This window comes from Pseudomonas sp. DE0157 (genome assembly GCF_007678615.1).
GTDB lineage: Bacteria > Pseudomonadota > Gammaproteobacteria > Pseudomonadales > Pseudomonadaceae > Aquipseudomonas > Aquipseudomonas parafulva_B.
The window spans coordinates 163,154-189,743 of sequence record NZ_VEJN01000009.1 but is presented as its reverse complement, the minus strand read 5'-3'; the positions used below and the strand labels follow the sequence as shown (position 1 = coordinate 189,743).

The following is a 26,590-nucleotide window of genomic DNA, read 5'->3' as shown; positions in this document are numbered from 1 at the left end:
CTGCGGCGATCCAGGCCATCTACGCCCCTTTCGTGACGACGGCGGCAGCGAACTGGGCTGCGTCGCTGCGCAGCCGCTGGCCAGCAGCGTCAGCGCTAGCACCACCGGCAGCCGCGACAACTCTTTGATCATGGGCAGTGGCTCTCGCCTCCTCCTGCGCCCGCGCGCCTTGACGTTGCTGCTGACGAGCGTCACGCTCACCGATCACCTCGGCAAGACGGTCGCCGCTATCGCGCTTGGCCGACACTTGGCCAGCCTGCGCCTGCTCTACACTCCGGCCGTGCTCGTAGGCGCCCCAGTGGCTGGCCACCAAGACCACGGCAGCCGCCAAGCCAACCCAGGGGCTCATGCCACGGTCCCGCCCAGCTCTACCCACCGCCCCAGCAGCTTGTCTAGGCGGTGCGGGTTTTGCCCATAGGTGTTCCTGGGGAAGCTCGTCCAGATGTTCGAGCATTTGGCGATCGCTTGCTGAATACTGCCAGCCTTGATGTCATCCAGCGCGCGCCGCCCCCGGATCTGCTGTGGGGCTATGCGATCCTGGTTCTCAGGACGCACGTCCGAAGGACAGTCGCTTTGGGCAAGGTCGAGGAGAGAACGAAGACAGGAAGGGACCGTTTTGTGCTGCTGAACGATCGGGCATTGCGTGCTACCCAGTTCGCCAGGCAATACGCCGATCGCCGCAGGAATGGCAAAGGAACGGTGGCCGTAACGCCGTTTGTTTTCCCGCCTTCCAAGAGCGCCGAGTATGTCAAGCAGACCTCTGACCTGCATAAGCAGTGGGTACAGGTGCTCAGTGAGCTTGGGATTCGACGTCGCCGCCCATATAACTGCCGCCACACGTATGCGACAATATGCTTAATGTCTGGTCTGAATCCCGCATTTATCGCCCAACAGCTGGGTCACAGCGTTCAAATGCTGCTATCCACCTATGCTCGTTGGCTTAACTCAAGCTCCGACTGGAGCGAGCTGGAAAAACTCAAAATTGGTATCAAATCGGTATCAGGTTGAGATCCAGCCCCGTAAGTGACTGATAGGTTAGCCCTTTGATCTCTACCGCCAACATCACCATGCAATTCGGCTCCAAGCCGCTGTTCGAAAACGTTTCGGTCAAATTCAACAACGGCAACCGCTATGGCCTGATCGGCGCCAATGGCTGCGGCAAGTCGACCTTCATGAAGATCCTGGGCGGCGACCTGGAGCCTTCTGGCGGTCAGGTGATGCTCGAGCCAAACACGCGCCTGGGCAAGCTGCGCCAGGACCAGTTCGCCTACGAAGAATTCACCGTGATCGATACCGTGATCATGGGCCACGGGCATCTCTGGAAGGTCAAGGCCGAGCGTGACCGTATCTACTCGCTGCCTGAAATGTCCGAAGAAGACGGCATGGCTGTCGCCGAGCTGGAAACCGAGTTCGCCGAAATGGATGGCTATACCGCCGAGTCGCGCGCAGGCGAATTGCTGTTGGGCCTGGGTATCCCCCTGGAGCAGCATTTCGGCCCCATGAGCGAAGTGGCGCCAGGCTGGAAACTGCGCGTGCTATTGGCCCAGGCGTTGTTCTCCGACCCTGACGTACTGCTGCTCGACGAGCCGACCAACCACCTGGACATCAATACCATCCGCTGGTTGGAAACCGTGCTCACCGCCCGTAACAGCACCATGGTGATCATTTCCCACGACCGCCACTTCCTCAACAGCGTGTGCACCCACATGGCTGACCTGGACTACGGTGAGCTGCGCCTGTTCCCCGGCAACTACGACGAGTACATGACCGCCGCCACCCAGGCCCGCGAGCAGTTGCTGTCGGACAACGCCAAGAAGAAGGCCCAGATCGCCGAACTGCAGACCTTCGTCAGCCGTTTCTCGGCCAATGCTTCCAAGGCCAAGCAAGCTACCTCGCGGGCCAAGCAGATCGACAAGATCCAGCTGGCCGAGGTCAAGCCGTCGAGCCGGGTCAGCCCGTTCATCCGCTTCGAGCAGACCAAGAAACTGCACCGCCAGGCTGTGACGGTCGAAAAAATGGCCAAGGCCTTCGACGACAAGGTGCTGTTCAAGGACCTCGGCTTCACCGTCGAAGCCGGAGAGCGCGTCGCGATCATCGGGCCCAACGGCATCGGCAAGACCACCTTGCTGCGTACGCTCGTGGGCGAGATGACCCCGGACAAGGGCGAAGTCAAATGGACCGACAGCGCGGAAGTGGGCTACTACGCCCAGGACCACGCCCATGATTTCGAAGACGACATGACCCTGTTCGACTGGATGGGCCAGTGGACATCGGGTGAGCAGGTGATCCGCGGCACGCTGGGGCGCATGCTGTTCTCCAACGATGAAATCCTCAAGTCGGTCAAGGTCATCTCCGGTGGCGAACAGGGCCGCATGCTGTTCGGCAAGCTGATTCTGCAAAAGCCCAACGTGTTGGTCATGGACGAACCGACCAACCACCTGGACATGGAATCGATCGAAGCGTTGAACCTGGCACTGGAAAACTATCCAGGCACCTTGCTCTTCGTCAGCCACGACCGTGAATTCGTCTCCTCGCTTGCGACCCGCATCATCGAGCTGTCAGCCGATGGCGTGGTGGACTTCAGCGGCACCTACGACGAATACCTGCGCAGTCAGGGCGTGGTGGCCTGATTCAGCGTAATCGCTGAACGCCTCTGAGGCTGCGGCGCATCGAGCGTCTGCTCGAAGAACGCAGCCGTCTCGCGTTGCAGCGAACGATGGATGTGCCGGCGGTCCACACCCTCGGCATCCTTGCACAGCGCCGGCATGCGCAGGGCCTGCTCGGCGTCGCAATGCGCCATGAATACGAAATGACCGGCCCCTGCCAGCAGGCGGTAGTCAGGTGTGAGGGGTAACTTGCGAGCCAGGGCCTGGGCGTTGCGATCCACCGCCACGAGCTGGTCCTTGTCGCCGCTGTAGATGAGCACCGGCAGGTGCACATCGACCAGGGCGTGGCGTCCGAACAGCAGGCTCAGCGGCGCCATCAGCATCACTGCGCCGACGCGTGAGTCTGCCTGTGGCGAAAGTTCGCTGCGGTCGGCAATCAATACACCGTGGGTTTTGCAGGCATCGTGATCATCCGGTCGCTCGAGGCAATACGCACGCAGGCGATCAAGGTCAGGGCGCGCGCCGGCCAGGATCAAGGCAGTTTCGCCGCCAGCCGAATAGCCAATCAATCCGACTTTCCCGCCATTGAGCCGAGGCCCAAGCAGTGCATCGCTGCGCGCTGCGGTGATAGCGGCGCTGACTTGCAGCGGCCGACCGTACAGATTGCTCAGGGTGCCCAGCCGGCTGGGGTCGCGGGCATTGTCGCCTGGGTGGACCACGGCCACCACTACATACCCTTGCTTGGCCAGTGAGGTTGCCAAATAGTGCAAGGCCAGTGGGCTACCGGTGTTGCCATGCGAGAGCACGAGCAACGGAAAACGCCCTTGGGCCACAGGCGCCTCTTCAGCCACCTCCAGCGCGTAACCGTCGATGTGGCTGGCGCGGGTATGCCCCTTGGCGGGATAGAACGCCAAGGCTTGCATCGGGCGGTTGTCTACCGGGTCGGTCAGGGTCATGTGATGCAGCCCTGCCACCCAGGGCGCAGCATCAGCGGCGCCCATCGGGCCAACGACCATGGCCAGTGCCAGCAAGCAACGAGAAAGGATCATGGGGGCTCTGCGCATCTGCCACTGGATAGCTTGAGCTTAATCGCTGCCCTCCCGTCAAAAATGAAAAACCGATGAAACATCGGCTGCGCCATGGCAGATCCGTTTTGTGTTTGTGCGCGTCATCGAACCCGTGGCATATAGGCAGGTCAATCAGACGTCGTCGATCATTCGCAATCGTGGAGAGCCGAGCATGAGCACACCCGCTTACCAACCCCCGAAGGTATGGCGCAACGAAGCGGCCTCGGGGGGCCACTTCGCCAGTATCAACCGGCCGGTCGCCGGGCCTACCCATGACAAGGACCTGCCAGTGGGCGAGCAACCGCTGCAGCTTTATTCGCTGGCGACACCCAATGGCGTCAAGGTCACCATCGCCCTGGAAGAGCTGCTGGAACTTGGCCATGCCGGCGCTGAATACGATGCCTGGCTGATCAGAATTGGCGAGGGTGACCAGTTCTCCAGCGGATTCGTACAGGTCAACCCCAACTCGAAGATCCCCGCATTGCTTGACCGCAGCGTCGAGCCGCCGGTGCGGGTATTCGAATCAGGCTCCATCCTGCTGTACCTGGCCGAGAAGTTCGATGCCCTGCTCCCGCAAACGGCCGCCGAGCGCACCGAAGCCCTGAACTGGCTGTTCTGGCAAATGGGCGCGGCGCCGTACTTGGGTGGTGGGTTCGGACACTTCTACGTCTATGCCCCTGAAAAGATCGAGTACGCGATCAATCGCTTCACCATGGAAGCCAAGCGCCAGCTGGACGTGCTCGACCGCCGTTTGAGCGAGACCACCTACCTTGCCGGCGGCCATTACAGCATCGCCGACATAGCCGTGTGGTCATGGTACGGCCAGCTGGTGCTGGGCAACCTCTACAACGCTGCTGAGTTTCTCGCGGTTCACGAATACCCCAATGTTCAGCGCTGGGCCCAGGCGATCGCTGCACGGCCCGCCGTGCAGCGGGGCACGCGGGTCAACCGGACCTGGGGAGATGAATCCAGCCAGGTACCGGAGCGGCATTCGGCAGCGGACCTGGACTGAACGGCCCGCTGATGTCGGGCGGCCCTGATTGCGGGGCCGCCCAGGCGTCAACGAAGCGTCCTCGCTCAATGCCCGCATGCATGCACCCGTTTGCCCGTGCGCACACCTGCGCACGCTTTAACCTTCTTGTACACTCCCCGCATTAGCCTAATGCCGTTCACTTAGGGCCGTTTCACGGCCCATCGCGGCACAAGACCGCTCCTACAAAGCGCTGTGAGCCTGTCAACTCAGCCGTCACGCGGTCATTGTAGGAGCGGCCTTGTGCCGCGATGGGCCGCGCAGCGGCCCCAACGATCCTGGATGAACAGCATTACCGCATTAGCCCAACCTGCACTTTCTGGTGAACGCATGATCGAGGTAACCGAGGTTTCCATCGCCGAGCTGCGCAGCGCGCTCGAGTCGGGCCGCACGACGGCGGTCGAACTGGTCAAGGCCTACCTGGCCCGCATAGACGCCTATGATGGCGCCGACACCGACACCGCCCTCAATGCCGTGGTAGTCCGCAATCCTGATGCACTGGCCGAGGCCGAGGCCTCCGACGCCCGCCGGGCCCGTGGAGAGGTGCTCGGGCCATTGGACGGGATACCCTACACCGCCAAGGACAGCTACCTGGTAAAAGGCCTGACCGCAGCGTCCGGCAGCCCGGCCTTTAAGCATCTGGTAGCCCAGCGCGACGCCTTCACCATCGAACGGCTGCGCGGGGCCGGGGCCATCTGCCTGGGCAAGACCAACATGCCACCCATGGCCAACGGTGGCATGCAGCGCGGCGTCTATGGCCGCGCCGAGAGCCCCTACAATGCGGCATACCTGACCGCGCCCTTCGCTTCAGGCTCTTCCAACGGTGCCGGTACCGCGACAGCTGCGAGCTTCAGCGCCTTCGGCCTGGCTGAGGAAACCTGGTCCAGCGGCCGCGGCCCTGCGTCGAACAATGGCCTGTGCGCCTACACACCCTCACGCGGGGTCATTTCGGTAAGGGGTAACTGGCCCCTCACGCCGACGATGGATGTGGTCGTGCCATTCGCCCGCACCATGCATGACCTGCTGGAAATTCTCGACGTGGTCGTGGCCGATGACCCTGATACCCGGGGCGACCTGTGGCGGCTGCAGCCTTGGGTGTCGATCCCGAAGCCCTCGCAGGTACGCCCAGCCAGCTACCTCGACCTGGCAGCGGGCACCGCCGCCCTGCAAGGCAAAAAGTTTGGCGTACCGCGCATGTACATCAACGCCGATGAGCATGCGGGCACGTCGGAAAAGCCGGGTATCGGCGGCCCCACTGGCCAGCGTATCCAGGCGCGGGCAAGCGTCATGACGCTCTGGCAGCACGCTCGCCAAGCCTTGGAAAAGGCCGGTGCGCAGGTTGTGGAAGTCGACTTCCCGCTGGTCTCCAACTGCGAAGGCGACCGCCCCGGCGCCCCCACCGTCTACAACCGTGGCATCGTCAGCAAGGCATTCTTGCACGATGAGCTGTGGGAACTCTCCGGCTGGGCGTTCGACGATTTCCTGCGTGCCAACGACGATCCGAATCTCAATCGGCTGGCGGATGTGGACGGCCCGCAAATCTTCCCACACGACCCCGGCACTTTGCCTAACCGTGAGGATGATCTGGCCGCTGGCATGGACGAGTACGTCACCATGGCCAAGCGCGGCCTGAAGACGTGGGATCAGATCGAGACCCTGCCTGACGGCCTGCGTGGCCTTGAACAGACCCGCAAGATCGACCTGGAAGACTGGATGCAAACCCTTGGGCTGGATGCCGTGCTGTTCCCTACTGTGGCCGATGTAGGGCCTGCCGATGCTGATGTGAACCCGGCGTCGGCTGACATTGCCTGGAGCAATGGCGTGTGGGTGGCCAACGGCAACCTGGCCATACGCCACCTGGGCGTGCCCACGGTCACCGTGCCCATGGGCGTGATGAGCGACATTGGTATGCCGGTAGGCCTGACCTTCGCGGGGCGGGCCTACAGTGACAATGCGCTGTTGAGCTATGCCGCAGCGTTCGAAGCCACGGGTTCACGACGGATCATTCCACCACGCACCCCAGCCTTGGGCTGAAAGCACAGGTGAGCGCCAAGCGACTCGCACAAATCAACATTATGTGTAAATATGCACAAAATGTTGATTTGAAGAGTTCGCATGGCCCTGTTGCCCGAAGATGAACGCCGCTTGACCTTGAGCGTGCTCAAAGCCTCTATCGAGGCCTTGGGCAGTGTCGTCACTCACAACACCGAAATTCTGCTTCACGACCTGGACCAGCCCGAGCGGTCCGTCGTGGCCATCGTCAATGGGCACCTTTCTGGCCGGCAGGTGGGCAGTCCTATCCTGGCTGTGCCGGAGCAGGATCAGGGCCTGCAAGCCTTGCTGAAGGCCGCGGCCGATCAGCAAGGCTGTGGGCCCGTTGTGCTGCCCGACTATCCGACCGCCATCAAGGGCCGCACGCTGCGCAGCGCTACCGCGATCTTTCGCGACAGCGCTGGCCACCCCTTCGCCAGCCTTTGCGTCAATACCGATGTCACTGGCCTGGACGCTGCCATGGGCTTTCTACAAAGCTTCGCGCCCATGGGCACCTCGCCCGCAGCCGCAGAGCCCGCCGACATGGAGGCGCTGATGAGCGAGATCATCCAGGCGGCGCTGCATGACACCGGCCAAGGCCGCATGACCCGGCAAGCCAAGATCGAAGCGGTCCGCGTGATGCAGGAACGCGGGCTGTTCATCGTCAAGGGCGGCGTCGAGAAAGCGGCCAACGCCCTCGGCGTGACCCGCTATACCGTCTACAACTACCTCGAACATTTGCGTGGAGCCTCCCAGTGACCTTGCACATCCGTACCCCCCTTATCGAATCACGCCCACTGTCGCTGGCTGCCGATTGCACTGTCTGGCTCAAGCTCGAGGCATTGCAGCCCTGCGGCTCCTTCAAGCTGCGCGGCGTCGCCCACGCCTGTGAGTTCCACCATGCCCGCGGCGCGAAACGGTTCGTGTCTTCCTCAGGCGGCAACGCCGGGCTTGCCGTCGCCTATGTTGGGCGCAAGCTCGGCGTTCCCGTGACCGTGGTCGTGCCCGAGACCACCACCGTGCGTGCCCAGGAATTGCTGCGTCTTGAGCACGCTGAGGTCATCGTCCACGGGCAGTCCTGGCAGGAGGCCAATGCGTTGGCCCTGAGCCTGATGGGTGACGATGCCGCGTTCATTCACCCGTTCGACGACCCTTTGCTGTGGGAAGGCCATGCCAGCCTGGTCGATGAGGTGGCCGAAGCCGGCATCAAGCCCGATGCGGTTGTGCTTTCGGTGGGCGGCGGGGGTTTGCTGAGCGGCGTCGTGCAGGGGCTACAACGTAATGGCTGGGCCGATGTGCCGATCCTGGCCGTGGAAACCCATGGCGCAGCCTCCCTGCATGCCGCCATCGAAGCCGGCGAATTGGTGACCTTGGAGCGGTTGGATACGATTGCCACCACCCTGGGCGCGAAACAGGTAGCCGAACACGCGTTTCGCTGTACCCAGCAACACCCCGTGCAAAGCCTGCTGGTCAGTGACCGGCAGGCCCTGGAGGCGTGCGAGCGCTTTTTGCTGGATCACCGCCTGCTGGTCGAGCCCGCCTGCGCCGCCGCCTTGGCGGTAGCGTATGAGGCCAGCGCGCTGGCAAGCTACCGCAATGTACTGGTGGTCGTGTGCGGGGGCGCCACGGCTACCTTGGCGCAGATCCAGGCATGGCGTGCAGCGCTCGAGGCATGAACCAGCCTGCCGGGAGCGGTCATGAACCGCTCCTTGCATAACCCCGCTGCACTCTGCACGTATAGACACGGCTCATAAAAAAGCCCGTGATACACACGGGCAACTGAGCACCAACGCAATAACCTGTGTTCTCAGCCCTTCTTCAATGCCTGCTCCTTGTGCATGGCCATGTGCCCGGTCTTGTCGCTCTTGACCTCGTACTGTGGCTCCTCTTTTGAGCAATGGCGCTGACGCCCCATGAACTCGACGTCCTTGGTATGCACTTTTTCTACGGTGCCGTGTATGACCCCGGCCTCGGAATTCCAGTGCACCTTGTCACCTTTCTTGAAGGTATTGCTCATCGATTTCTCCTTGTAACCTGCGCGGGAGGATTGAGAGTGTCATCTGTCGTTGTTCTACTGAGCACGCCGAACACAAAAAGATTCAGTCACGGCAACGATGCCCGGACGAAATGCAATTGCACCCTTTCGATCTGCGGCGAGTGAAGGCACAATGCGTGTCCTTTTTTTGGCCGGCCTTGCCGAGGGCCTCTAAATGATCAATACGCCGTACTACCTCATCGACAAGACCAAGCTGCTGAGCAACATGCAGAAGATCGCCTATGTGCGCGAACACTCGGGTGCCAAAGCGCTGCTGGCGCTCAAGTGCTTCGCCACCTGGTCGGTGTTCGACCTGATGCAGCAGTACATGGACGGCACCACGTCGTCTTCGCTGTACGAGCTCAAGCTCGGCCGCCAGAAGTTCGCCGGCGAAACCCACGCCTACAGCGTGGCGTGGGCCGACGACGAGGTCCAGGAGATGCTCGAGAACTGCGACAAGATCATCTTCAACTCCATCGGCCAGCTGCAACGTTTCGCAGAGCAGTCCGAAGGCAAGGTCCGGGGTCTGCGCGTCAACCCACAAGTCAGCAGCTCGGACTATCAGCTGGCCGACCCGGCACGCCCGTTCAGCCGCCTAGGGGAATGGGACCCTGCCAAGATCGAAACCGTGATCGACCAGGTATCGGGGTTCATGTTCCACAACAACTGCGAGAACGGCGACTTCGCCTTGTTCGACCAGATGCTGACCCGCATTGAGAAACGTTTCGGCCACCTGCTGCACAAAGTGAAATGGGTAAGCCTGGGCGGCGGCATCCATTTCACCGGCGAAGGCTATGCGCTGGACGATTTCTGCGCGCGTCTGAAGGCGTTCTCGCAAACCTATGGCGTACAGGTTTACCTGGAGCCAGGTGAAGCCGCGATCACCCAGAGCGCTTCGCTGGAAGTGACTGTGCTGGACACGCTGTACAACGGTAAGCACCTGGCCGTGGTCGACAGCTCGATCGAAGCGCACATGCTCGACCTGCTGATCTACCGCCTCAATGCCAAGATGGCGCCCAACGACGGTGAGCACACCTACATGGTATGCGGCAAATCGTGCCTGGCCGGCGATATTTTCGGTGAATACCAGTTCGAACGCCCACTGGCGATCGGCGACCGCCTGTCCTTCGTGGATGCTGCGGGTTACACCATGGTCAAGAAAAACTGGTTCAACGGTTTGAAGATGCCATCCATCGTGGTCAAGCAACTCGACGGCAGCGTCGAGGTGGTGCGCGAGTTCGGTTTCGAAGACTACGTTTCCAGCCTGTCGTAAGACAGGCCTCGTCTGTAAGGAGCAACAGGTAAATTGAAGAAGAACGTTCTTATCATTGGTGCAGGAGGTGTCGCCAAGGTGGTGGCCCACAAGTGCGCGCAGCATAACGACGAACTGGGTCGTATTGCCATCGCGTCACGGAACATCTCCAAATGCCAGGCCATCATCGACAGCGTCAAGGCCAAGGGTAGCCTCAAGGTACCCGCCGACATCCAGGCCTTTTCGCTCAATGCCCTCGACGTCGAGGCGACCAAGGCATTGATCCGCGAAACCGAATCGCAAATCGTGATCAATGTCGGCTCTGCATTCCTGAATATGTCGGTGCTGCGTGCATGCATCGATACCGGCGCTGCCTACCTGGATACTGCCATCCACGAAGAGCCGGGCAAGATCTGTGAAACCCCGCCATGGTACGGAAACTACGAGTGGAAACACCTCGAAGAGTGCCAGGCCAAGAACATCACGGCCATTCTCGGTGTCGGTTTCGACCCGGGTGTGGTCAACAGCTACGCAAAGCTTGCGCAGCAGCAGTATTTCGACCGCATTGATTCGATCGACATCCTCGACGTCAATGCAGGCTCGCATGGCAAGTACTTTGCCACCAACTTCGACCCGGAAATCAATTTCCGCGAGTTCACCGGGCAGGTGTGGAGCTGGCAGAACAGCCAGTGGACCAGCAACACCATGTTCGAAGTCAAGCGCACCGATGACCTGCCCGTGGTGGGTTCGCAAAACCTGTACCTCACCGGTCACGATGAAGTGCACTCCATCTCCAAGAACCTGAACGTACCCAACGTCCGGTTCTGGATGAGTTTCGGCGAGCACTACATCAATGTGTTCACGGTCCTGAAAAACCTGGGCCTGCTCAGCGAGCAGCCGGTCAAGACCGCAGAAGGCCTGGAAGTGGTACCGCTGAAAGTGGTCAAGGCCGTGCTGCCTGATCCAGCGTCCCTGGCGCCTGGCTACACCGGCAAGACCTGCATCGGTGACCTGGTCAAGGGCACCAAGGACGGGCAACCGCGTGAAGTGTTCATCTACAACGTGGCCGATCACGAAGAGGCGTACGCCGAAACGGACAGCCAGGGCATTTCCTATACCGCTGGCGTACCACCGGTAGCCGCTGCCTTGCTGGTGGCTCGCGGCGAGTGGGATGCCAAGCGCATGGTCAACGTCGAGGAACTGCCTGCCGAGTCGTTCCTCAAGGCGCTGGACGTGATGGGCCTGCCAACCCGTGTGAAGGACGAAAAAGGCGACCGTCCGTGGGACGCTGAAGCCTGATTCACCCAAGAGGGCGCCTTCGAGGCGCCCTCTTCTTTTATCGACCAACCCCACCATGTCTTTCACGATCGCTGAAACCCAGTAGTTGCCCGCGCCATCAACCACTCATCGGATAACCTACGAATTTGCTGGGATATCTCGCCGGGCGGCGTTCAGCACTTGCAATTGACCCTAGCCCTCAATACTGTATGAATATTCAGTACGACAGGTAAGAGTCATGCAACTGATCGCCAAACTGGGCATTCTTGCCGATGCCGCCAAGTACGATGCATCTTGCGCCAGCAGTGGTGCGCCAAAGCGCAGCTCGCGTGGCGGCAACGGTTTGGGCGCTACCAACGGCATGGGCATTTGCCACAGCTACACCCCAGATGGTCGCTGCGTGTCTCTGCTGAAGATTCTGCTTACCAACTTTTGCCTGTACGACTGCCAGTACTGCGTCAACCGACGCTCGAGCAATGTGCCCCGCGCACGGTTCAGCCCTGAAGAAGTGGTGCGTCTGACGCTGGACTTCTACCGGCGCAACTGCATCAGTGGCCTGTTTTTGAGCTCGGGCATCATCCGCTCGGCTGACTACACCATGGAGCAGCTGATCAGGGTCGCGCGGTTGCTGCGCGAAGAACATAACTTCCGTGGCTATATCCATCTCAAGACCATTCCGGACGCCGATCCGCTGTTGATCGAAGAAGCAGGCCGTCTGGCCGATCGCTTGAGCGTCAACATCGAACTGCCTACCGACGACAGCCTCAAGCGCCTGGCACCGGAAAAGCAAGCATCGACCATCCGTCAAGCCATGGGCGTGATTCATCAAGGGCAGCAAGCGGTAGCCAACGAGCCTCGCGCCCCGCGCTTCACCCCTGCCGGTCAAAGTACCCAGGTCATCGTCGGGGCTGACAGTACTGACGACAGCACACTGCTGCGCAATGCCGAATCGCTGTACCAGGGGTACGGCCTCAAACGTGTCTACTACTCAGCCTTCAGCCCCATTCCCGACAGCCCTGGCAGCGTGCCACTGGCCGCCCCGCCTCTGCTGCGTGAACACCGCCTGTACCAAGCCGATTTTCTCTTGCGCGGGTACGGGTACAAGGCCGGCGAGCTGTTGGGACAAACCGGCAACCTGGCGCTGGATATCGATCCCAAATTGGCATGGGCGCTGGCCAATCGCGAAGTGTTCCCGCTGGATGTGAACCGCGCAGAGCCCGCGCTGCTCGCCCGCATTCCAGGCATAGGCCTGCGCAGCGTGCAGCGCCTGGTCGCCTTGCGCCGTGAGCGGCGTATCCGCTATGACGACCTGATCCAGCTGCGTTGCGTGCTCGACAAGGCCCGGCCCTTTATCGTGACCAGCGATTATCGCCCTGCCCAGGCCGACCTTCGCAGCAGCCTGCTGCGTGCCCGCCTGCGTGAACCACAGGCACCGGTTCAAATGGGGCTATGGGGGTGATAGCGCTCGATTGCGATGACCTGTTCGGCGTCTGGCGGGATCAGGCCAGAGCCTTGCTGAGCCATGGCGTCGATCCGTCACAAGTCACCTGGTCCCAAGGGCCCATGACCGACATGCTGGCCGACACCACCACGCTGCCGGCCGGTACGGGCCCGTTTCGGGCGAAGGTGCCGGCGGCCTTGCTCGGTCAACTGGAGGAAGCGGCACGCTATCACGGCGAGCAGCGGTGGAATCTGTTGTACGAAGTGCTGTGGCGGGTCGCTCACGGCGACCGCACTGCGATGCTGGCCGGTGATCGGCTGGGCAGCGAGCTGCATCGACGCATCAAGCAAGTCAGCCGCGAAGCCCATCACCTGCATGCGTTTTTGCGGTTCGTGCCGCTGCCTGAAGCGTTGGTCGAGCACTTGCAATTGGACCTGGTCGCTTTTCACGAACCTGCTCACGACATTCTGCAAAGCGCCAGCCCGCATTTTGCCGACAGGCTGGGGCGGCTGCGGTGGCTGATCGCGACGCCACGCGATGGCATCCGCTATGACGGCCGCCGCTTCGACTATCAGCGGCAATGCCCGGAGCTCTGGCGGCAATGGGCGCAGCACGCAGAAGACCCTGGCGCCGAATTGTGGCGAACATACTACCGCCACACCTTCAACCCCGCCCGCCTGAACCCCAATGCCCTGCGCCTGCACATGCCTGGCCGCTTCTGGCGCCACTTGCCAGAAGGGATGCTTATTCCTCAACTCGAGGGGCTGGCACGCCAAGGCAAGCAGCGGGACGGCCAGGCCTTGGAAGTCGCAGCCCAGGCTGGCAAGCAGATCAACAAGGCCTCGCGGAACAGTTGACTGCCGGAGCCCGAAAAGCGCGCCTGCCACAAACCCCGTGTTGAGCCGTAATGCTGTTCACTTAGGGCCGCTTCGCGACCCATCGCGGCACTAGGCCGCTCCCACCCTGACTGCGTGACGCTTGAGTCAAAGGGCTCACAGGACAGTGTGGAAGCGGCCTTGTGCCGCGATGGGCCGTGAAACGGCTCCAACGATCTTAAGTGAACAGCACTACGTGTTGAGCCGAACGTTCCGCGTGCCCTGCCGTCATAACCTGAGCCGGTGCCGACACGCAAAGAGGACGCGAGATGACCCAACCCGACCCGTCATACGTCAAGTGGCTTGAAGAACGCTCCATGCTGAAGGCATCCCAGGAGCGCGCCAGCCTGTACTCCGGGCAAGCGCGACTGTGGCAACAGCCCTACGCCCTGGCCCAGCCGCGCCGCGCGACAGAAATCGCTTCGGTCTGGCTGACGGTCTACCCCGATGCGATCATTGCGCCCGACGGTTGCTCGGTGCTGGGCGCTTTGGCCCATGAAGCGCTATGGAAGCGCCTGTCAGAAATTGGTATTCAAGGTGTCCACACCGGGCCAATCAAGCGTTCCGGCGGTATCAGCGGGCGCGAGCTTACGCCGAGCGTGGACGGCAACTTCGACCGGATCAGCTTTGACATCGACCCGCTCTACGGTACCGAGCAGGAACTGATACAGATGAGCCGTATGGCCGCCGCCCACAATGCCGTCACCATCGATGACCTGATCCCGTCGCACACCGGCAAAGGCGCCGATTTCCGCCTGGCCGAGCTGGGGCTGGCGCCCTACCCAGGCCTCTACCACATGGTCGAGATCCGTGAAGAGGATTGGGGGCTGCTTCCTGACGTGCCCGAAGGCCGCGATTCGGTCAACCTGCTCCCCGCTCAGTGCGACGAGCTCAAGGCACGCCACTACATCGTCGGTCAGCTACAACGGGTGATCTTCTTCGAGCCGGGCGTCAAGGAGACCGACTGGAGCGCCACGGCGCCGATCACGGGCGTGGATGGCAAGACCCGCCGATGGGTTTACCTGCATTATTTCAAGGACGGTCAACCCTCCCTGAACTGGCTCGACCCGACCTTCACGGCGCAGCAGATGATCATAGGCGATGCCCTGCATGCCCTGGACTGCCTGGGCGCACGTGGTTTGCGCCTGGATGCCAATGGTTTCCTGGGTGTCGAAACACGCGCCAGCGGCACCGCCTGGTCGGAAAGCCACCCCTTGTCGCTGGTCGGTAACCAGTTGATCGGTGGCATGATCCGCAAGGCAGGGGGGTTCAGCTTCCAGGAGCTGAACCTCACCCTCGATGACATCGCCCAGATGTCCAGCGGCGGGGCCGACCTGTCCTACGACTTCATTACCCGACCGGCCTATCAGCACGCGCTACTGACCGGCGATACCGAATTCCTGCGCTTGATGTTCAAGGAAATGCACGCCTTCGGCATCGACCCAGCCTCGCTGATTCATGCGTTGCAAAACCATGATGAGTTGACGGTCGAGCTGGTGCATTTCTGGACCCTGCATGCGCATGACATGTACCTGTACAAGGGCCAGACCTTGCCCGGCAGCATCTTGCGCGAGCATATCCGGGAGGAGATCTACGAGCGCCTGTCCGGTGAGCATGCACCTTACAACCTGCGGTTCGTCACCAATGGCATCTCTTGCACCACGGCCAGCTTGATCACCGCTGCCTTGGGTATCCGGGAGCTTGATGACATCACCTCCGAGCAAGTTGAATCGATTCAGAAGCTGCATCTGCTGCTGGTGATGTACAACGCCATGCAGCCTGGTGTGGTGGCCATATCCGGTTGGGACCTGGTGGGTGCCCTGCCCTTGCCTGCCGAAGCGGTGGCTGAGCGGATGACCGACGGCGACACACGTTGGATCCACCGCGGCGGTTATGATCTGGCAGGTCTGGACCCAGAGGCCCAGGCCTCAGTGCGCGGTATGCCGCGTGCCCGTGCCTTGTACGGCAGCCTTGATGAACAACTCGAGCGCAGTGACTCGTTCGCCAGCAAGGTCAAAAAGCTGCTCGCGGTTCGCCAGGCATATGGCATCGCCACTAGCCGGCAACTGCTGGTGCCCGACGTGACCTCGCCTGGCCTGCTGGTGATGGTGCATGAACTGCCTGCAGGGCGCGGTATCCAGATAACCGCCCTGAACTTCAGCCAGGACGAAATCAGTGAGGAGCTGCAACTGACCGGTTTCACGCCAGGCCCTGTGGTGGACATGATCAACGAAACGGTCGAGGGCGATTTGACCGAGGACGGACGCTTGATGGTTAATCTGGACCCCTATGAGGCGTTGTGCCTGCGCATCGTCAACAGCAGTGGTCACGTCTGAGGTGCGGTGACTTGCATTTGCGGGCGCCTGGGCATAGTTTGCGCAAGTCAACTTACCCGTGCCCAGGAGCAACGCAATGTACACCGGCATCGTCCAGGCCGTCCGCCCTCTGCTTGATGTAGCCCGTCACCCTGGCCACAACCAGTTCACCATCGACCTCACCCCGGCACTGCTCGACGATCTGAAGATCGGTGCCAGTGTCAGCGTTGAAGGGACCTGCCTGTCGGTCACCGAGATCGAAGGCACACACGTTCGCTTCGACGCCATGACGGCAACGCTGGAGCGCACTAACCTGCGTTGTTTGCAGGCCGGCCAAGGAGTGAACATCGAGCGTTCGGCGAAAATGAACGCAGAGGTGGGCGGCCACCTCATGGCTGGCCACATCGCCACCACTGCAGACATCGTAGACATCTCCATCGCTGCCACCGGTGCATACATCAAGTTCCGCATGCCGCCTGAATGGGCCAAGTACGTCTTTGCCCGCGGCTTCATTGGCGTCAATGGCTGCAGCCTCACCGTCGCCGACATCGAGGACAACGTGGTCACTGTCAACCTCATTCCAGAAACCCTGCGCCAGACCACGTTTACCCGTTATCAGGAAGGCGACTTGCTCAATATCGAAGTCGACCACCACACCATGGTGCTGGTCGATGTCGTGGAGCGCACCATTCGCAATACCCTGGCCCGCGAGCAACGGTAGACCCGAGGACTGCACATGCTACCTGCCGCCGCAGCCACACCTAGTTCCAGGCGCCGTCGTGTCCACCGGTTACGAGGCCGCGTAGGGCTCGGTCTGGTGGCCGGCCTGTCGGTACTGGCAGGGATGACCGATGCCATCGGTTTGTTGGCCTTGGGCGATTTCGTCTCGTTCATGAGCGGCAACACCACGCGCCTTGCCGTCGCCATCAACGACGTCGATGGCCCGATGATCCTGCGCCTGGCAGGCGCGCTGCTGGGCTTCGTGGCTGGCAATACCTTGGGTGTGGTGCTGGCGCACAAGTGCCGGCGCCGTGCCTGGCCCGTACTGCTGGTGGTAGCGGTGCTGCTTGGGTTTGCGGGGATGCTGCCAGCGCCGGATACCTCAATACTCTTGTTGGCCGCCACACTGGCGATGGGGATGATCAATGCCGTGGTTGAGCAGGTCAACGGTCTGCCGATTGGCCTGACCTATGTTACCGGTGCCCTTTCGCGATTTGGCCGTGGCCTGGGCCACTGGATGCTGGGCGCTCGCCGCCATGGCTGGCGGGTGCAACTGGTGCCTTGGCTGGGCATGCTGCTGGGAGCAGCATGTGGCGCTTGGTTGCAGAAACACCTAGGGCTGCAGGCTATGGTCGGCAGTTGTGTGCTGACCTGCCTGCTGACCCTGGTGTCGCTGTTCATCCCTCGTGCCTGGCAGCGACGCTACATGCCCCGCTGATCAATCGATACGTGGATGCTGCTGCACCAGCAGCTTGCGCTTGGCTTCCAATTCAGCGATCTGGGTATCGATGTCTTCGATCTTCTGCTCGATATTGTCGTGGTGCTCCTGAAGCAGCTCGCGAGCCTCGTCGATGTCAGACGCTGCTGGCGCCGCGCCACGCAACGGCTTGTTGGCCGTTTCTTTCATGGTCACCCCAGTGATGAAACCAATCACGGCAATCACCATCAGGTAGTAGGCGGGCATGTACAGGTTGCCGGAGCTTTCCACCAGCCAGGCGGCCAGAGTCGGGGTAAGGCCTGCAATCAGCACCGAAATGTTGAAGGCACTGGCCAAGGCGCTGTAGCGGATATGCGTCGGGAACATCGCTGGCAGGGTCGATGCCATCACGCCAATGAAGAAGTTCAGCAGCACGGCCATCAGCAGCAGGCCGGCGAAGATCAAGCCCAGCACACCGCTGTTGATCAGCATGAAGGCAGGAATTGCCGCCGCAAAAAGGCCGACGCTACCCAGGATGATGAAGGGGCGACGGCCGAACTTGTCGCTCAGAAGACCGATTATCGGCTGCACGAACAGCATGCCCACCATGATCGCGATGATGATCAGTACACCATGATCTTCGCTGTAATGCAGGTTGTGGGACAGGTAGCTGGGCATGTAGGTGAGCAGCATGTAGTACGTGACGTTGGTCGCGATCACCACGCCGATGCAGGTGATCAGGCTACGCCAGTGCTTGGTCGCCACTTCCTTGAACGACACCTTCGGCCCGGAAGCCAGGCCTTCACGGTCACCTTGCTCCAGTTTGTCCACATGCTGCTGGAAGGCTGGGGTCTCCTCCAGCGCGTGACGCAAGTACAGACCAATCATACCCAGCGGCAAAGCCAGGAAGAACGGCAGGCGCCAGCCCCATTCAAGGAATTTCTCTTCACCCATCACGGTGGAGATCATCACCACCACGCCGGCGCCCAGGACGAAGCCGGCGATGGAGCCAAAGTCCAACCAGCTGCCCAGGAAACCACGCTTGCGATCAGGTGCATACTCGGCCACGAAGATCGACGCGCCGGTGTACTCACCGCCTACCGAGAAGCCCTGGGCCATCTTGGCCAGCAACAGCAGGATCGGTGCCCATATGCCGATACTGTCATAGGACGGTATCAGGCCAATGGCGAATGTGCTCAAGGACATGATGACGATGGTGGCGGCGAGAATCTTCTGTCGCCCGAAGCGGTCGCCGAGCGCGCCGAAGAACAACCCACCCAGTGGTCGGATCAGGAACGGCACGGAGAAGGTGGCCAGCGCGGCAATCATTTGAACGCTGGGGTCGGCATTGGGGAAGAACACTTTGCCCAGGGCATAGGCGACGAAGCCATAGACGCCGAAGTCGAACCACTCCATCGCGTTGCCCAGCGCAGCGGCGGTAATGGCCTTGCGCATCTTGGCGTCGTCGACGATGGTGATGTCCTTCAGGCCAATCGGCTGAACCCTTTTTTTGCGAGATTTCATTTATTTATCCCTGACGGTGACTGCTCTAAGGGATCAGATACAAAGGGACACTAAATAATTCAGCGCTTAGCGTTTTTTTGTGAAAGCAGGCACAAGGCGGGATGCGAGCCTTGAGGCACTGGGTTGCTGGGGCGGCTGCGCAGCCCCAGCGACCGCGTTTTCAAATACCTTCCAGCGCCAGGTCCATGGCGAAGTAGGTCAGGATCAAGTCGGCGCCCGCACGCTTGATCGCCCCGATGCTCTCGCGCATGACGCGGCCCTCATCGATGGCGCCAGCCAGTCCACCGAACTTGATCATGGCGTACTCGCCGCTGACCTGGTAGGCCGCCAATGGCAGGCGCGAGGCGTTACGGATGTCGGCAATCACGTCCAGATAGGCACCGGCCGGCTTGACCATGAGCACGTCGGCGCCTTCCTGCTCATCGAGCAGTGATTCGCGCACCGCCTCGCGGCGGTTCATGGGGTTCATCTGGTAGCTCTTGCGGTCGCCCTTGAGCGCCGTACCGCCCGCTTCGCGGAAAGGCCCATACAACGAAGAGGCGAACTTGGTGGAATAGGCCATGATCGCCGTGTCATGGAAGCCCGCGCCGTCCAACGCGCTGCGTATCGCCTGAACCTGCCCGTCCATGGCCGCCGAAGGCGCGATGAAATCCGCACCTGCCGCTGCGGCGATCACGGCCTGCTTGCCGAGGTTGGCCAAGGTGGCGTCGTTGTCCACGCCGTGGTCATGCAGCACGCCGCAGTGGCCGTGGCTGGTGTATTCGCAGAAGCAGGTGTCGGACATCACGACCATTTCCGGCACTGCATCCTTGCAGATCCGCGACATGCGAGCGACCAGGCCGTTTTCATTCCAGGTGTCGCTGCCCACGGCGTCCAGGTGGTGGGAGACCCCAAAGGTCATCACCGAACGGATGCCGGCACGGGCGTACCGCTCGATTTCCCGCGCCAACAGCTTCTCGGGAATGCGATTGACGCCAGGCATGCTCTTGATCGGCACGAAGTCATCGATACCCTCCTCCACGAAGATCGGCAGGATCAGATCATCGAGGCGGAACTCGGTCTCCTGAAAGACGCTGCGCAGCGCTTGGCTCTTGCGCAGACGGCGGGGACGGACGGACGGAAAAAGAGTGGACATGACAGCTCCAGAAAGATGAACGGCGTATACCTTAAGCCCGAGCCGCGACACTGGAAAGACCAAATGACGAGATATTGTCTTGCGTCAAAGGCAATGACCGTCGCGCAGGCCGAAACCTGGCCGGCGCGGCCTGATGTATGGGGTGGGCGCACCGGTAGGTTGGCTGTGTCAGCGCAGCCAGGGCGGGGTCGGCTCTTCAGCCTGCGGTTGCCCTTGCTCGGCCTCGGCTCGCGCTTCGCGGCGGCGGGCATCGTCCAGCCGGGCGGCGTCGATCTCGCGCATGACGCCGGCCACGTCCGCTGCCTGCTCATCTTCAGCGAACAACCCCGTGAGTGGGCTGTCGGGGCGCAATTCGCCGGCTTCGTAGAGGGCCCACATTTCCTGCGCGTAACGGGTGGCTTTCAGCTCAGGGGCAAAGCGTCCAAAATAATGCGCCATGTTCGACACATCGCGCTGCAGCATGCTGAACGCATGGTTGTTGGCCGCAGCGTCCACTGCCTGGGGCAAGTCGATGATCACCGGCCCGTCCGGACCCAGGAGTACGTTGAACTCCGAGAGGTCGCCATGGACGAGCCCTGAGCAGAGCATCAGTACGATCTGGCTGATCACGAACCCGTGATAATCCCGCGCCTGGCCCGCCTCGAGGTGAACATCGTTCAGCCGGGGCGCAGCATTGCCATCGGCATCGGTTACCAGCTCCATGAGCAGCACGCCATCCTGGAAGTCGTAGGGCTTGGGTACCCTGACGCCTGCCCCAGCCAGCCGGAACAACGCGGCCACCTCGGCGTTCTGCCAGGCATCCTCGGCTTCCTTGCGCCCGTACTTGCTGCCCTTGGCCATGGCCCGGGCCTGACGGCTGTTACGCACCTTGCGCCCTTCCTGATACTCGGCCGCCTGGCGGAAACTGCGCTTGTTGGCTTCCTTGTACACTTTGGCGCAGCGCACCTGGTTGCCACAGCGCACCACGTACACGGCGGCCTCCTTGCCACTCATCAACGGCCTCAGTACCTCGTCGACCAGGCCATCCTCGATCAGGGGTTCGATTCTCTTGGGTGTCTTCATCAGGCTGTGTTCGGGTCCTGGCTGTGATGCGGCCTATCCTCTCACAGCCGAGTCGCACTTGCTTGCCCATGTGCTGCCCATGCCGATAAACAAGCAAGGCCATGCAACAGGCGCCAGATGAATTATTCTTAAATCGCCTGCTGGCCGTTCTTTGGCACAATCAGGCTTTCATCTGGATGTTCGGGATCCCGCATGCCTCGCGTACTCACCATCGAAGACGACGCCGTCACCGGCCAGGAAATCGTCGCTGAACTCAACAGCCATGGCTTGGACGTTGACTGGGCCGACAATGGTCGCGAGGGCCTGGCCAAGGCTATCGCCGGCGGCTATGACCTGATTACCCTTGATCGCATGCTGCCGGAGGTGGACGGGCTGACCATTGTTACTACTTTACGCAATCTCAAGATCGCCACGCCGATCCTGATGATCAGTGCGCTGTCAGACGTGGATGAACGGGTCCGAGGCCTGCGTGCAGGCGGCGACGACTACCTGACCAAACCGTTCGCCTCGGACGAGATGGCAGCGCGCGTCGAAGTCTTGCTACGCCGTAACAGTGTGCCCATGACGCAGACTCGCCTGCAGGTGGCCGACCTGGAGCTGGACCTCATCACCCATGAAGCCCGACGCGGCGAGCACACGCTCAATTTGCTGCCCACCGAGTACAAACTGCTGGAATACCTGATGCGGCACAGCGGTCAGGTGATTACCCGGATGATGATCTTCGAGGAGGTCTGGGGGTATCACTTCGATCCAGGCACCAACCTCATTGACGTGCACATCGGCCGCCTGCGCAAGAAGATCGACCTGCCTGGCCAGTCGCCGTTGATCCGTACCGTACGGGGCTCCGGTTATGCCATTGCTGAACCCGTCTAAGGGCTGGAGTTCTTCCACGAGCCGGCTGCTGGCGCTCTACAGCTTCCTGTTCGTGGCCTGGAGCAGCATCCTCATGGGGGTGCTGTACTTCGAGGTTTCCAGCTACCTGAACAAACTCACCCGTCATTCGATGCTGCAGCGCCAACACCTGTTCGCGCACATGAGCGGCAAGCAACTGGACGACGCCCTGATTGCGAGCCAAGCCTTCGAAGAACGCAGCTTCGATGCCTATGGCCTGTTCGACGCGCAACTCAACCCGCTGGGCGGCAGCGTACGTGCCCTGCCCACTGGGCTGGCGCTGGACGGCAAGATCCACGAGCTCAAGCGCTGCCTGAACGCCGACGACCCGAACATGCCGCGCCATAGCTGCGATGCGGTGGCGATCAAGGTGCAGGATGGCCGCTGGTTGGTGTTGTTCCGGGACAACGGCTCGTTGTTCGTTGTCACGCGTATCATCCTCGACGCCTTGCTATGGGGCATTTCGTTGACGCTGATCCCGGGGTTTGCAGGTTGGTACCTGCTCAGGCGCCGGCCACTCAAGCGCATCCGCGCGGTACAGGCTCAGGCCGAGTTGATCGTGGCGGGCGACCTTACCCATCGCTTGCCGCTGTCGGCACGGCGCGATGAGTTGGACATGCTGGCGGACATCGTCAACGCCATGCTCGACCGCATCGAGCGCCTGATGCATGAGGTAAAAGGTGTGTGCGACAACATCGCCCATGACCTGCGCACGCCGCTGACGCGGCTGCGCGCCCAGCTGTACCGCATACGCCAGCAAAGCGATGCCGATACCGCCCAGGCCGAGGCACTGGATCAAGCCATTGGTGAAACCGATACGCTGATGGCACGCTTTCGCGGGCTGTTGCGGATCAGCGAGCTGGAAGATCGCCAGCGCCGCGCAGGGTTCACGCAGCTGGACCCACATGACCTGTTGGTGGAACTGCACGATTTCTACCTGCCACTGGCGGAGGACGGTGGCATCCAGTTGACCTTGCACCAACCAGGGCAACTGGCGCCGCTGCATGGCGACCGCGAATTGTTGTTCGAAGCACTGGCCAACCTGGTGGGCAACGCCATCAAGTTTACGCCCGAAGGTGGGCAGGTGCAGATCACAGCTTCCCAAGATGACACTGGCGTGCACCTGGCGGTGGAGGACACGGGACCTGGCATTGCCGAACAGGAGCGTACTGCGGTGCTCAAGCGGTTCTATCGCAGTGACGAGGGGCATCGGCATGCGGGCTTCGGCCTGGGTTTGTCCATCGTGGCGGCGATCGTGGACTTGCATGGGTTTGGGTTGGAGATTGGTGAAAGTCGGTTAGGCGGGGCGAAGTTGGTGTTGCATTGTCCTCTTGCGGGTTTGGTCAAGTAAGCCCATGCAAGGCTGGCAACCTCTGCGGTGGCACCAGGCTGCTCCTTATATCGACCATGACCGCTTTAACCCTGGGAGTTTGCTAACAACCAAGGGCGGAGCGAGGCAATTGACTCCGCCACTCGCTAGAGGCACCCCGCTGTCGTCAACTAGCGGTCAGGTACCCGCCGCTGAGCCTCCAACCCATTCAACAAAGCCTCTACCACCGCGGTGGCCGATTTCAGCCCATAGTCATTACCCAGCAACAGGTCGCAGCAAGTTACACTGGCCAACTCCGTGGCCTTCAGATTGGCGGCATAGGCGCCACGCAACAGCGTGGACAGGTGCACGAGCGCATCTTCAAGATCGACGCCCGGACGTACCGAAAACAAAGGCGGATGGCTACTTTCACAGGTAGAGAATGAGGTGGGCGCGGTTGTGAGACTGGCAGGAGGATCAGGTAACCCTTTTGTCATGGTGTTCTCCTTGATTCATCAGGAGCCGCCACGCAACGTGACCAAACGAATGGGTGGCGACTGTACGCGGGTTGGTCAACCGGGAATCAAGGAAACCGGCGCGCACGGAGGCGCCCCACGCACAGCCGCCATGACACGAGACAGCCGCGCACAAAAAAACGCCGACTGATTCGCTGAGCGGCGCTGATGCGCCTTGATGATTGCGGGTGACCAAACCCGGCTGCTGGATTTACAACAGCCCGCGAAGACTAACCCTCCCACGGTGCTTTCAAGCCAAGTGCCCCGCTTGTAACACTTGTAATAGCCATAGCGTGGCGCCGATAACGCACCCTTGGCGCCTGATTCGCAGCTACAGTGAACGGCTATGAAGCCTCAAGGCTGGTTCCAACCGACGCGGACTCACAGCACCACGGGCCCCGGCGCAAAAATGCACGATGCCCCTGCACAATTGTCGATTGTACGAGGCAAATTCGCATGCCAGGATCCAGCGATCCTCCAGCGAACTCCAGATTTCACATGGAAAATCAATAACAAGCAGGGAGACCGCAATGACAGCGCTTATTCAAACGCCGGTTACCGAACACATCCTGAGCGAAGTTCGCAACCAGATCGGCCACCTGCGTCTCAACCGCCCCGCCGGATTGAACGCCCTGACTTTGGACATGGTGCGCAGCTTGCGCAAGCACCTGGACGCCTGGGCTAACGACCCGAACGTACGCGCCATCGTCTTGCGCGGCGAGGGCCCGAAGGGCTTCTGCGCCGGTGGCGACATCCGCTCGCTGCATGACAGCTACAAAGCCGGCGACGACCTGCACGAGGCTTTCTTCGCCGAAGAATATGCCCTGGACTTGCTGATACACCGCTACCGCAAGCCTATTGTGGTGCTCATGGACGGCTTCACCCTCGGCGGTGGCATGGGCCTGGCACAGGGCTGCGACCTGCGCGTGGTCACCGAGCGCAGCCGCCTGGGCATGCCAGAGGTAGGCATCGGCTATTTCCCCGACGTAGGGGGCAGCTACTTCCTGTCACGCCTGCCGGGCGAGCTGGGGACCTACTTAGGCGTAACCGGTACACAAGTCCAGGCGGCCGATGCCCTGTATTGCGGCCTGGCCAACTGGTATGTGACGAGCGACAAGATCGAGGCCCTTGATCGGGAGCTGGACCAGTTATCCCTGAGTGACAATCCGCTCAAGGACTTGCAGAACCTGTTGGCGCGCCTGGGCACCCAGACGCTGGAAGGTCCGCCACTGGCCGCGCTCCGTCCAGCGATCGATCATTTCTTCGCCTTGCCCGATATCTCAGCCATCGTCGAGCAGTTGCGCGCCGTCAGCATCGGCGATAGCCATGCCTGGGCCGTGGCCACTGCTGATCTGTTGGAAACCCGATCCCCCCTGGCCATGGCCGTGACGTTGCAGATGTTGCGCCGCGGTCGACAGTTAAGCCTGGAAGACTGCTTCGCAATGGAGTTGCATCTGGATCGCCAGTGGTTCCAGCACGGCGACATCATCGAGGGCGTGCGCGCCTTGATCATCGACAAGGACAAGCAACCGCGGTGGAATCCCCCTACCTTGCAGGGCCTGGAGCGCCAGCGGATCGACCAATTCTTCGAAGGCCTTTGAGCCTGGGAGCAGCAGATGCAAGACGTGGAACTGAGCGAAGAGCAGATCATGATCCGCGACATGGCCCGCGACTTCGCCCGCGGCGAGATCGCGCCCCACGCCCAGGCGTGGGAAAAGGCTGGCTGGATTGATGACGCCGTCGTGCGCAGCATGGGTGAACTTGGCTTGCTGGGCATGGTGGTCCCCGAGGACTTCGGCGGCAGCTATACCGACTACGTGGCCTATGCGCTGGCGGTCGAAGAGATTTCAGTCGGGTGTGGCTCCACCGGGGCCTTGATGAGCATCCACAACTCGGTAGGGTGCGGCCCGTTGCTGGCCTACGGTACCCCTGAACAGCAGCAGCACTGGTTGCCGCGGCTGGCCAGTGGCGAGGTGATTGGCTGCTTCTGCCTGACCGAGCCCCAGGCGGGATCCGAAGCCCATAACCTGCGCACGCGCGCCGAACTGGTCGACGGGCAATGGGTGATCAACGGCAGCAAGCAGTTCGTCAGCAATGCCCGTCGCGCCGGGCTGGCCGTCGTGTTCGCCGTGACCGATCCGGAGCTTGGCAAGAAAGGGCTGTCGGCGTTTCTCGTACCTACCGACAACCCCGGCTTCAAGGTCGATCGCACCGAACACAAAATGGGTATTCGCGCCTCCGATACCTGCGCGGTGACGCTCGAGCAATGCCGCATTCCGGCTGCCAACCTGCTGGGCGAGCGCGGCAAAGGCCTGGCGATCGCCTTGTCCAATCTCGAAGGCGGGCGAATCGGCATTGCGGCCCAGGCACTGGGCATCGCCAGGGCTGCCTTCGAAGCAGCGCTGGGCTACGCCCGGGAACGTATTCAGTTCGGCAAGCCAATCCACGAACATCAGAGCATCGCCAACCTGCTGGCCGACATGCAGGTGCAGATCAATGCGGCGCGCTTGCTCATCCTGCACGCCGCGCGCCTGCGCAGCGCTGGCAGACCGTGCCTGTCCGAAGCGTCACAGGCCAAGCTGTTTGCCTCGGAAATGGCCGAGCGGGTGTGCTCGATGGCCATACAGGTCCATGGTGGCTACGGCTACCTTGAGGATTATCCGGTCGAGCGGCATTACCGCGATGCGCGCATCACCCAGATCTATGAAGGGTCGAGCGAAATCCAACGGATGTTGATCGCACGTGAGCTTAAACACTACGCGCTGTAAGGCCCGGCCTTCCTGGCCAGGCTCGGACGGGCGGCGGGG

23 protein-coding genes and 2 pseudogenes are annotated in these 26,590 nt (G+C 61.4%); 17 read left to right on the top strand and 8 right to left on the bottom strand.

The window, feature by feature from the left end:
- Positions 1–19: 19 nt before the first annotated feature.
- Positions 20–349 (bottom strand): DUF2514 family protein, encoded by a 330-nt coding sequence (locus tag FS777_RS13680; protein ID WP_145256018.1) that lies wholly within the window; start codon positions 347–349, stop codon positions 20–22.
- Positions 346–549 (bottom strand): annotated as a pseudogene (locus FS777_RS21710) (glycoside hydrolase); the annotation flags it as partial. The pseudogene FS777_RS21710 and the gene FS777_RS13680, both read right to left, overlap by 4 nt.
- Positions 550–552: 3 nt before the next feature.
- Between FS777_RS21710 and FS777_RS13670 the strand changes: the two are divergent.
- Together FS777_RS13670 and FS777_RS13665 are read left to right on the top strand one after the other, a co-directional pair.
- Positions 553–1,008 (top strand): annotated as a pseudogene (locus FS777_RS13670) (tyrosine-type recombinase/integrase); the annotation flags it as partial.
- Between the two features lie 35 nt (positions 1,009–1,043).
- Entirely contained in the window at positions 1,044–2,630 is a 1,587-nt protein-coding gene (locus FS777_RS13665; protein WP_023533837.1) for an ABC-F family ATPase, read from the top strand.
- Here the strand turns inward: FS777_RS13665 and FS777_RS13660 are convergent.
- Positions 2,612–3,655 (bottom strand): dienelactone hydrolase, encoded by a 1,044-nt coding sequence (locus FS777_RS13660; protein WP_145256015.1) that lies wholly within the window; start codon positions 3,653–3,655, stop codon positions 2,612–2,614. The genes FS777_RS13665 and FS777_RS13660 overlap by 19 nt on opposite strands.
- 190 nt (positions 3,656–3,845) lie before the next feature.
- Here FS777_RS13660 and yghU point away from each other — a divergent pair, with 190 nt between their 5' ends.
- From yghU to FS777_RS13640, 4 genes are all read left to right on the top strand, one after another.
- Positions 3,846–4,685 carry a glutathione-dependent disulfide-bond oxidoreductase gene (yghU, locus tag FS777_RS13655; RefSeq protein ID WP_058604069.1) on the top strand — a complete coding sequence of 280 codons (840 nt, stop codon included), beginning with the start codon at positions 3,846–3,848 and terminating at the stop codon, positions 4,683–4,685.
- Between the two features lie 348 nt (positions 4,686–5,033).
- Complete coding sequence (locus tag FS777_RS13650; protein WP_145256012.1) at positions 5,034–6,737, top strand: amidase; 1,704 nt, start codon at positions 5,034–5,036, stop codon at positions 6,735–6,737.
- Between the two features lie 81 nt (positions 6,738–6,818).
- Positions 6,819–7,493, top strand: coding sequence for a transcriptional regulator (locus FS777_RS13645; RefSeq protein WP_058638273.1), 675 nt, complete (start codon positions 6,819–6,821; stop codon positions 7,491–7,493).
- Complete coding sequence (locus FS777_RS13640; RefSeq protein WP_078478563.1) at positions 7,490–8,410, top strand: pyridoxal-phosphate dependent enzyme; 921 nt, start codon at positions 7,490–7,492, stop codon at positions 8,408–8,410. The genes FS777_RS13645 and FS777_RS13640 overlap by 4 nt, the downstream gene beginning before the upstream one ends.
- Before the next feature lie 131 nt (positions 8,411–8,541).
- On the opposite strand, the gene FS777_RS13635 is transcribed toward FS777_RS13640, so the two are convergent.
- Positions 8,542–8,751, bottom strand: a complete 210-nt coding sequence (locus FS777_RS13635; RefSeq protein ID WP_078478562.1) for a DUF2945 domain-containing protein — start codon at positions 8,749–8,751, stop codon at positions 8,542–8,544.
- Between the two features lie 193 nt (positions 8,752–8,944).
- Here FS777_RS13635 and nspC point away from each other — a divergent pair, with 193 nt between their 5' ends.
- The 7 genes from nspC to FS777_RS13600 all read left to right on the top strand — a co-directional run bounded on the left by nspC (position 8,945) and on the right by FS777_RS13600 (position 17,368).
- Positions 8,945–10,042 (top strand): carboxynorspermidine decarboxylase, encoded by a 1,098-nt coding sequence (gene nspC, locus FS777_RS13630; protein WP_145256009.1) that lies wholly within the window; start codon positions 8,945–8,947, stop codon positions 10,040–10,042.
- A 33-nt stretch (positions 10,043–10,075) separates the two neighbouring features.
- A complete protein-coding gene (locus tag FS777_RS13625) occupies positions 10,076–11,320 on the top strand; it encodes a saccharopine dehydrogenase family protein (protein WP_145256006.1) in 1,245 nt (414 codons plus the stop codon).
- Between the two features lie 217 nt (positions 11,321–11,537).
- Positions 11,538–12,758: a putative DNA modification/repair radical SAM protein gene (locus FS777_RS13620; protein WP_023533877.1), complete on the top strand. Its 1,221-nt coding sequence runs from the start codon at positions 11,538–11,540 to the stop codon at positions 12,756–12,758.
- Positions 12,749–13,597 carry a TIGR03915 family putative DNA repair protein gene (locus tag FS777_RS13615; RefSeq protein ID WP_058638277.1) on the top strand — a complete coding sequence of 283 codons (849 nt, stop codon included), beginning with the start codon at positions 12,749–12,751 and terminating at the stop codon, positions 13,595–13,597. Before FS777_RS13620 ends, FS777_RS13615 begins: the two co-directional genes overlap by 10 nt.
- A 287-nt stretch (positions 13,598–13,884) precedes the next feature.
- On the top strand, positions 13,885–15,951 hold the full coding sequence (gene treS / locus FS777_RS13610; RefSeq protein WP_145256002.1) for a maltose alpha-D-glucosyltransferase: 2,067 nt from the start codon (positions 13,885–13,887) through the stop codon (positions 15,949–15,951).
- Between the two features lie 76 nt (positions 15,952–16,027).
- Positions 16,028–16,651, top strand: a complete 624-nt coding sequence (locus tag FS777_RS13605) for a riboflavin synthase subunit alpha (protein ID WP_078478561.1) — start codon at positions 16,028–16,030, stop codon at positions 16,649–16,651.
- Positions 16,652–16,666: 15 nt separating this feature from the next.
- Positions 16,667–17,368 (top strand): YoaK family protein, encoded by a 702-nt coding sequence (locus FS777_RS13600; protein ID WP_078478560.1) that lies wholly within the window; start codon positions 16,667–16,669, stop codon positions 17,366–17,368.
- Here FS777_RS13600 and proP read toward each other — a convergent pair whose 3' ends face one another.
- From proP to FS777_RS13585, 3 genes are all read right to left on the bottom strand, one after another.
- Positions 17,369–18,871, bottom strand: a complete 1,503-nt coding sequence (gene proP / locus FS777_RS13595) for a glycine betaine/L-proline transporter ProP (RefSeq protein WP_058638281.1) — start codon at positions 18,869–18,871, stop codon at positions 17,369–17,371.
- A 160-nt stretch (positions 18,872–19,031) separates the two neighbouring features.
- Positions 19,032–20,006 carry a porphobilinogen synthase gene (hemB, locus tag FS777_RS13590; RefSeq protein WP_058638282.1) on the bottom strand — a complete coding sequence of 325 codons (975 nt, stop codon included), beginning with the start codon at positions 20,004–20,006 and terminating at the stop codon, positions 19,032–19,034.
- Between the two features lie 168 nt (positions 20,007–20,174).
- On the bottom strand, positions 20,175–21,068 hold the full coding sequence (locus tag FS777_RS13585; RefSeq protein WP_145255998.1) for a PA4780 family RIO1-like protein kinase: 894 nt from the start codon (positions 21,066–21,068) through the stop codon (positions 20,175–20,177).
- Positions 21,069–21,260: 192 nt separating this feature from the next.
- Here FS777_RS13585 and FS777_RS13580 point away from each other — a divergent pair, with 192 nt between their 5' ends.
- Together FS777_RS13580 and FS777_RS13575 are read left to right on the top strand one after the other, a co-directional pair.
- Positions 21,261–21,941, top strand: a complete 681-nt coding sequence (locus tag FS777_RS13580) for a response regulator transcription factor (protein ID WP_058605448.1) — start codon at positions 21,261–21,263, stop codon at positions 21,939–21,941.
- Complete coding sequence (locus FS777_RS13575; protein WP_145255995.1) at positions 21,919–23,310, top strand: HAMP domain-containing sensor histidine kinase; 1,392 nt, start codon at positions 21,919–21,921, stop codon at positions 23,308–23,310. The genes FS777_RS13580 and FS777_RS13575 overlap by 23 nt, the downstream gene beginning before the upstream one ends.
- 149 nt (positions 23,311–23,459) lie before the next feature.
- Here the strand turns inward: FS777_RS13575 and FS777_RS13570 are convergent, their stop codons facing one another.
- Complete coding sequence (locus tag FS777_RS13570; RefSeq protein ID WP_145255993.1) at positions 23,460–23,765, bottom strand: DUF3077 domain-containing protein; 306 nt, start codon at positions 23,763–23,765, stop codon at positions 23,460–23,462.
- 548 nt (positions 23,766–24,313) lie between these two features.
- Between FS777_RS13570 and FS777_RS13565 the strand changes: the two genes are divergently transcribed.
- Positions 24,314–25,384, top strand: a complete 1,071-nt coding sequence (locus tag FS777_RS13565; RefSeq protein WP_058638286.1) for an enoyl-CoA hydratase/isomerase family protein — start codon at positions 24,314–24,316, stop codon at positions 25,382–25,384.
- 15 nt (positions 25,385–25,399) lie between these two features.
- On the top strand, positions 25,400–26,551 hold the full coding sequence (locus FS777_RS13560; protein ID WP_058638287.1) for an acyl-CoA dehydrogenase family protein: 1,152 nt from the start codon (positions 25,400–25,402) through the stop codon (positions 26,549–26,551).
- Positions 26,552–26,590: the final 39 nt, after the last annotated feature.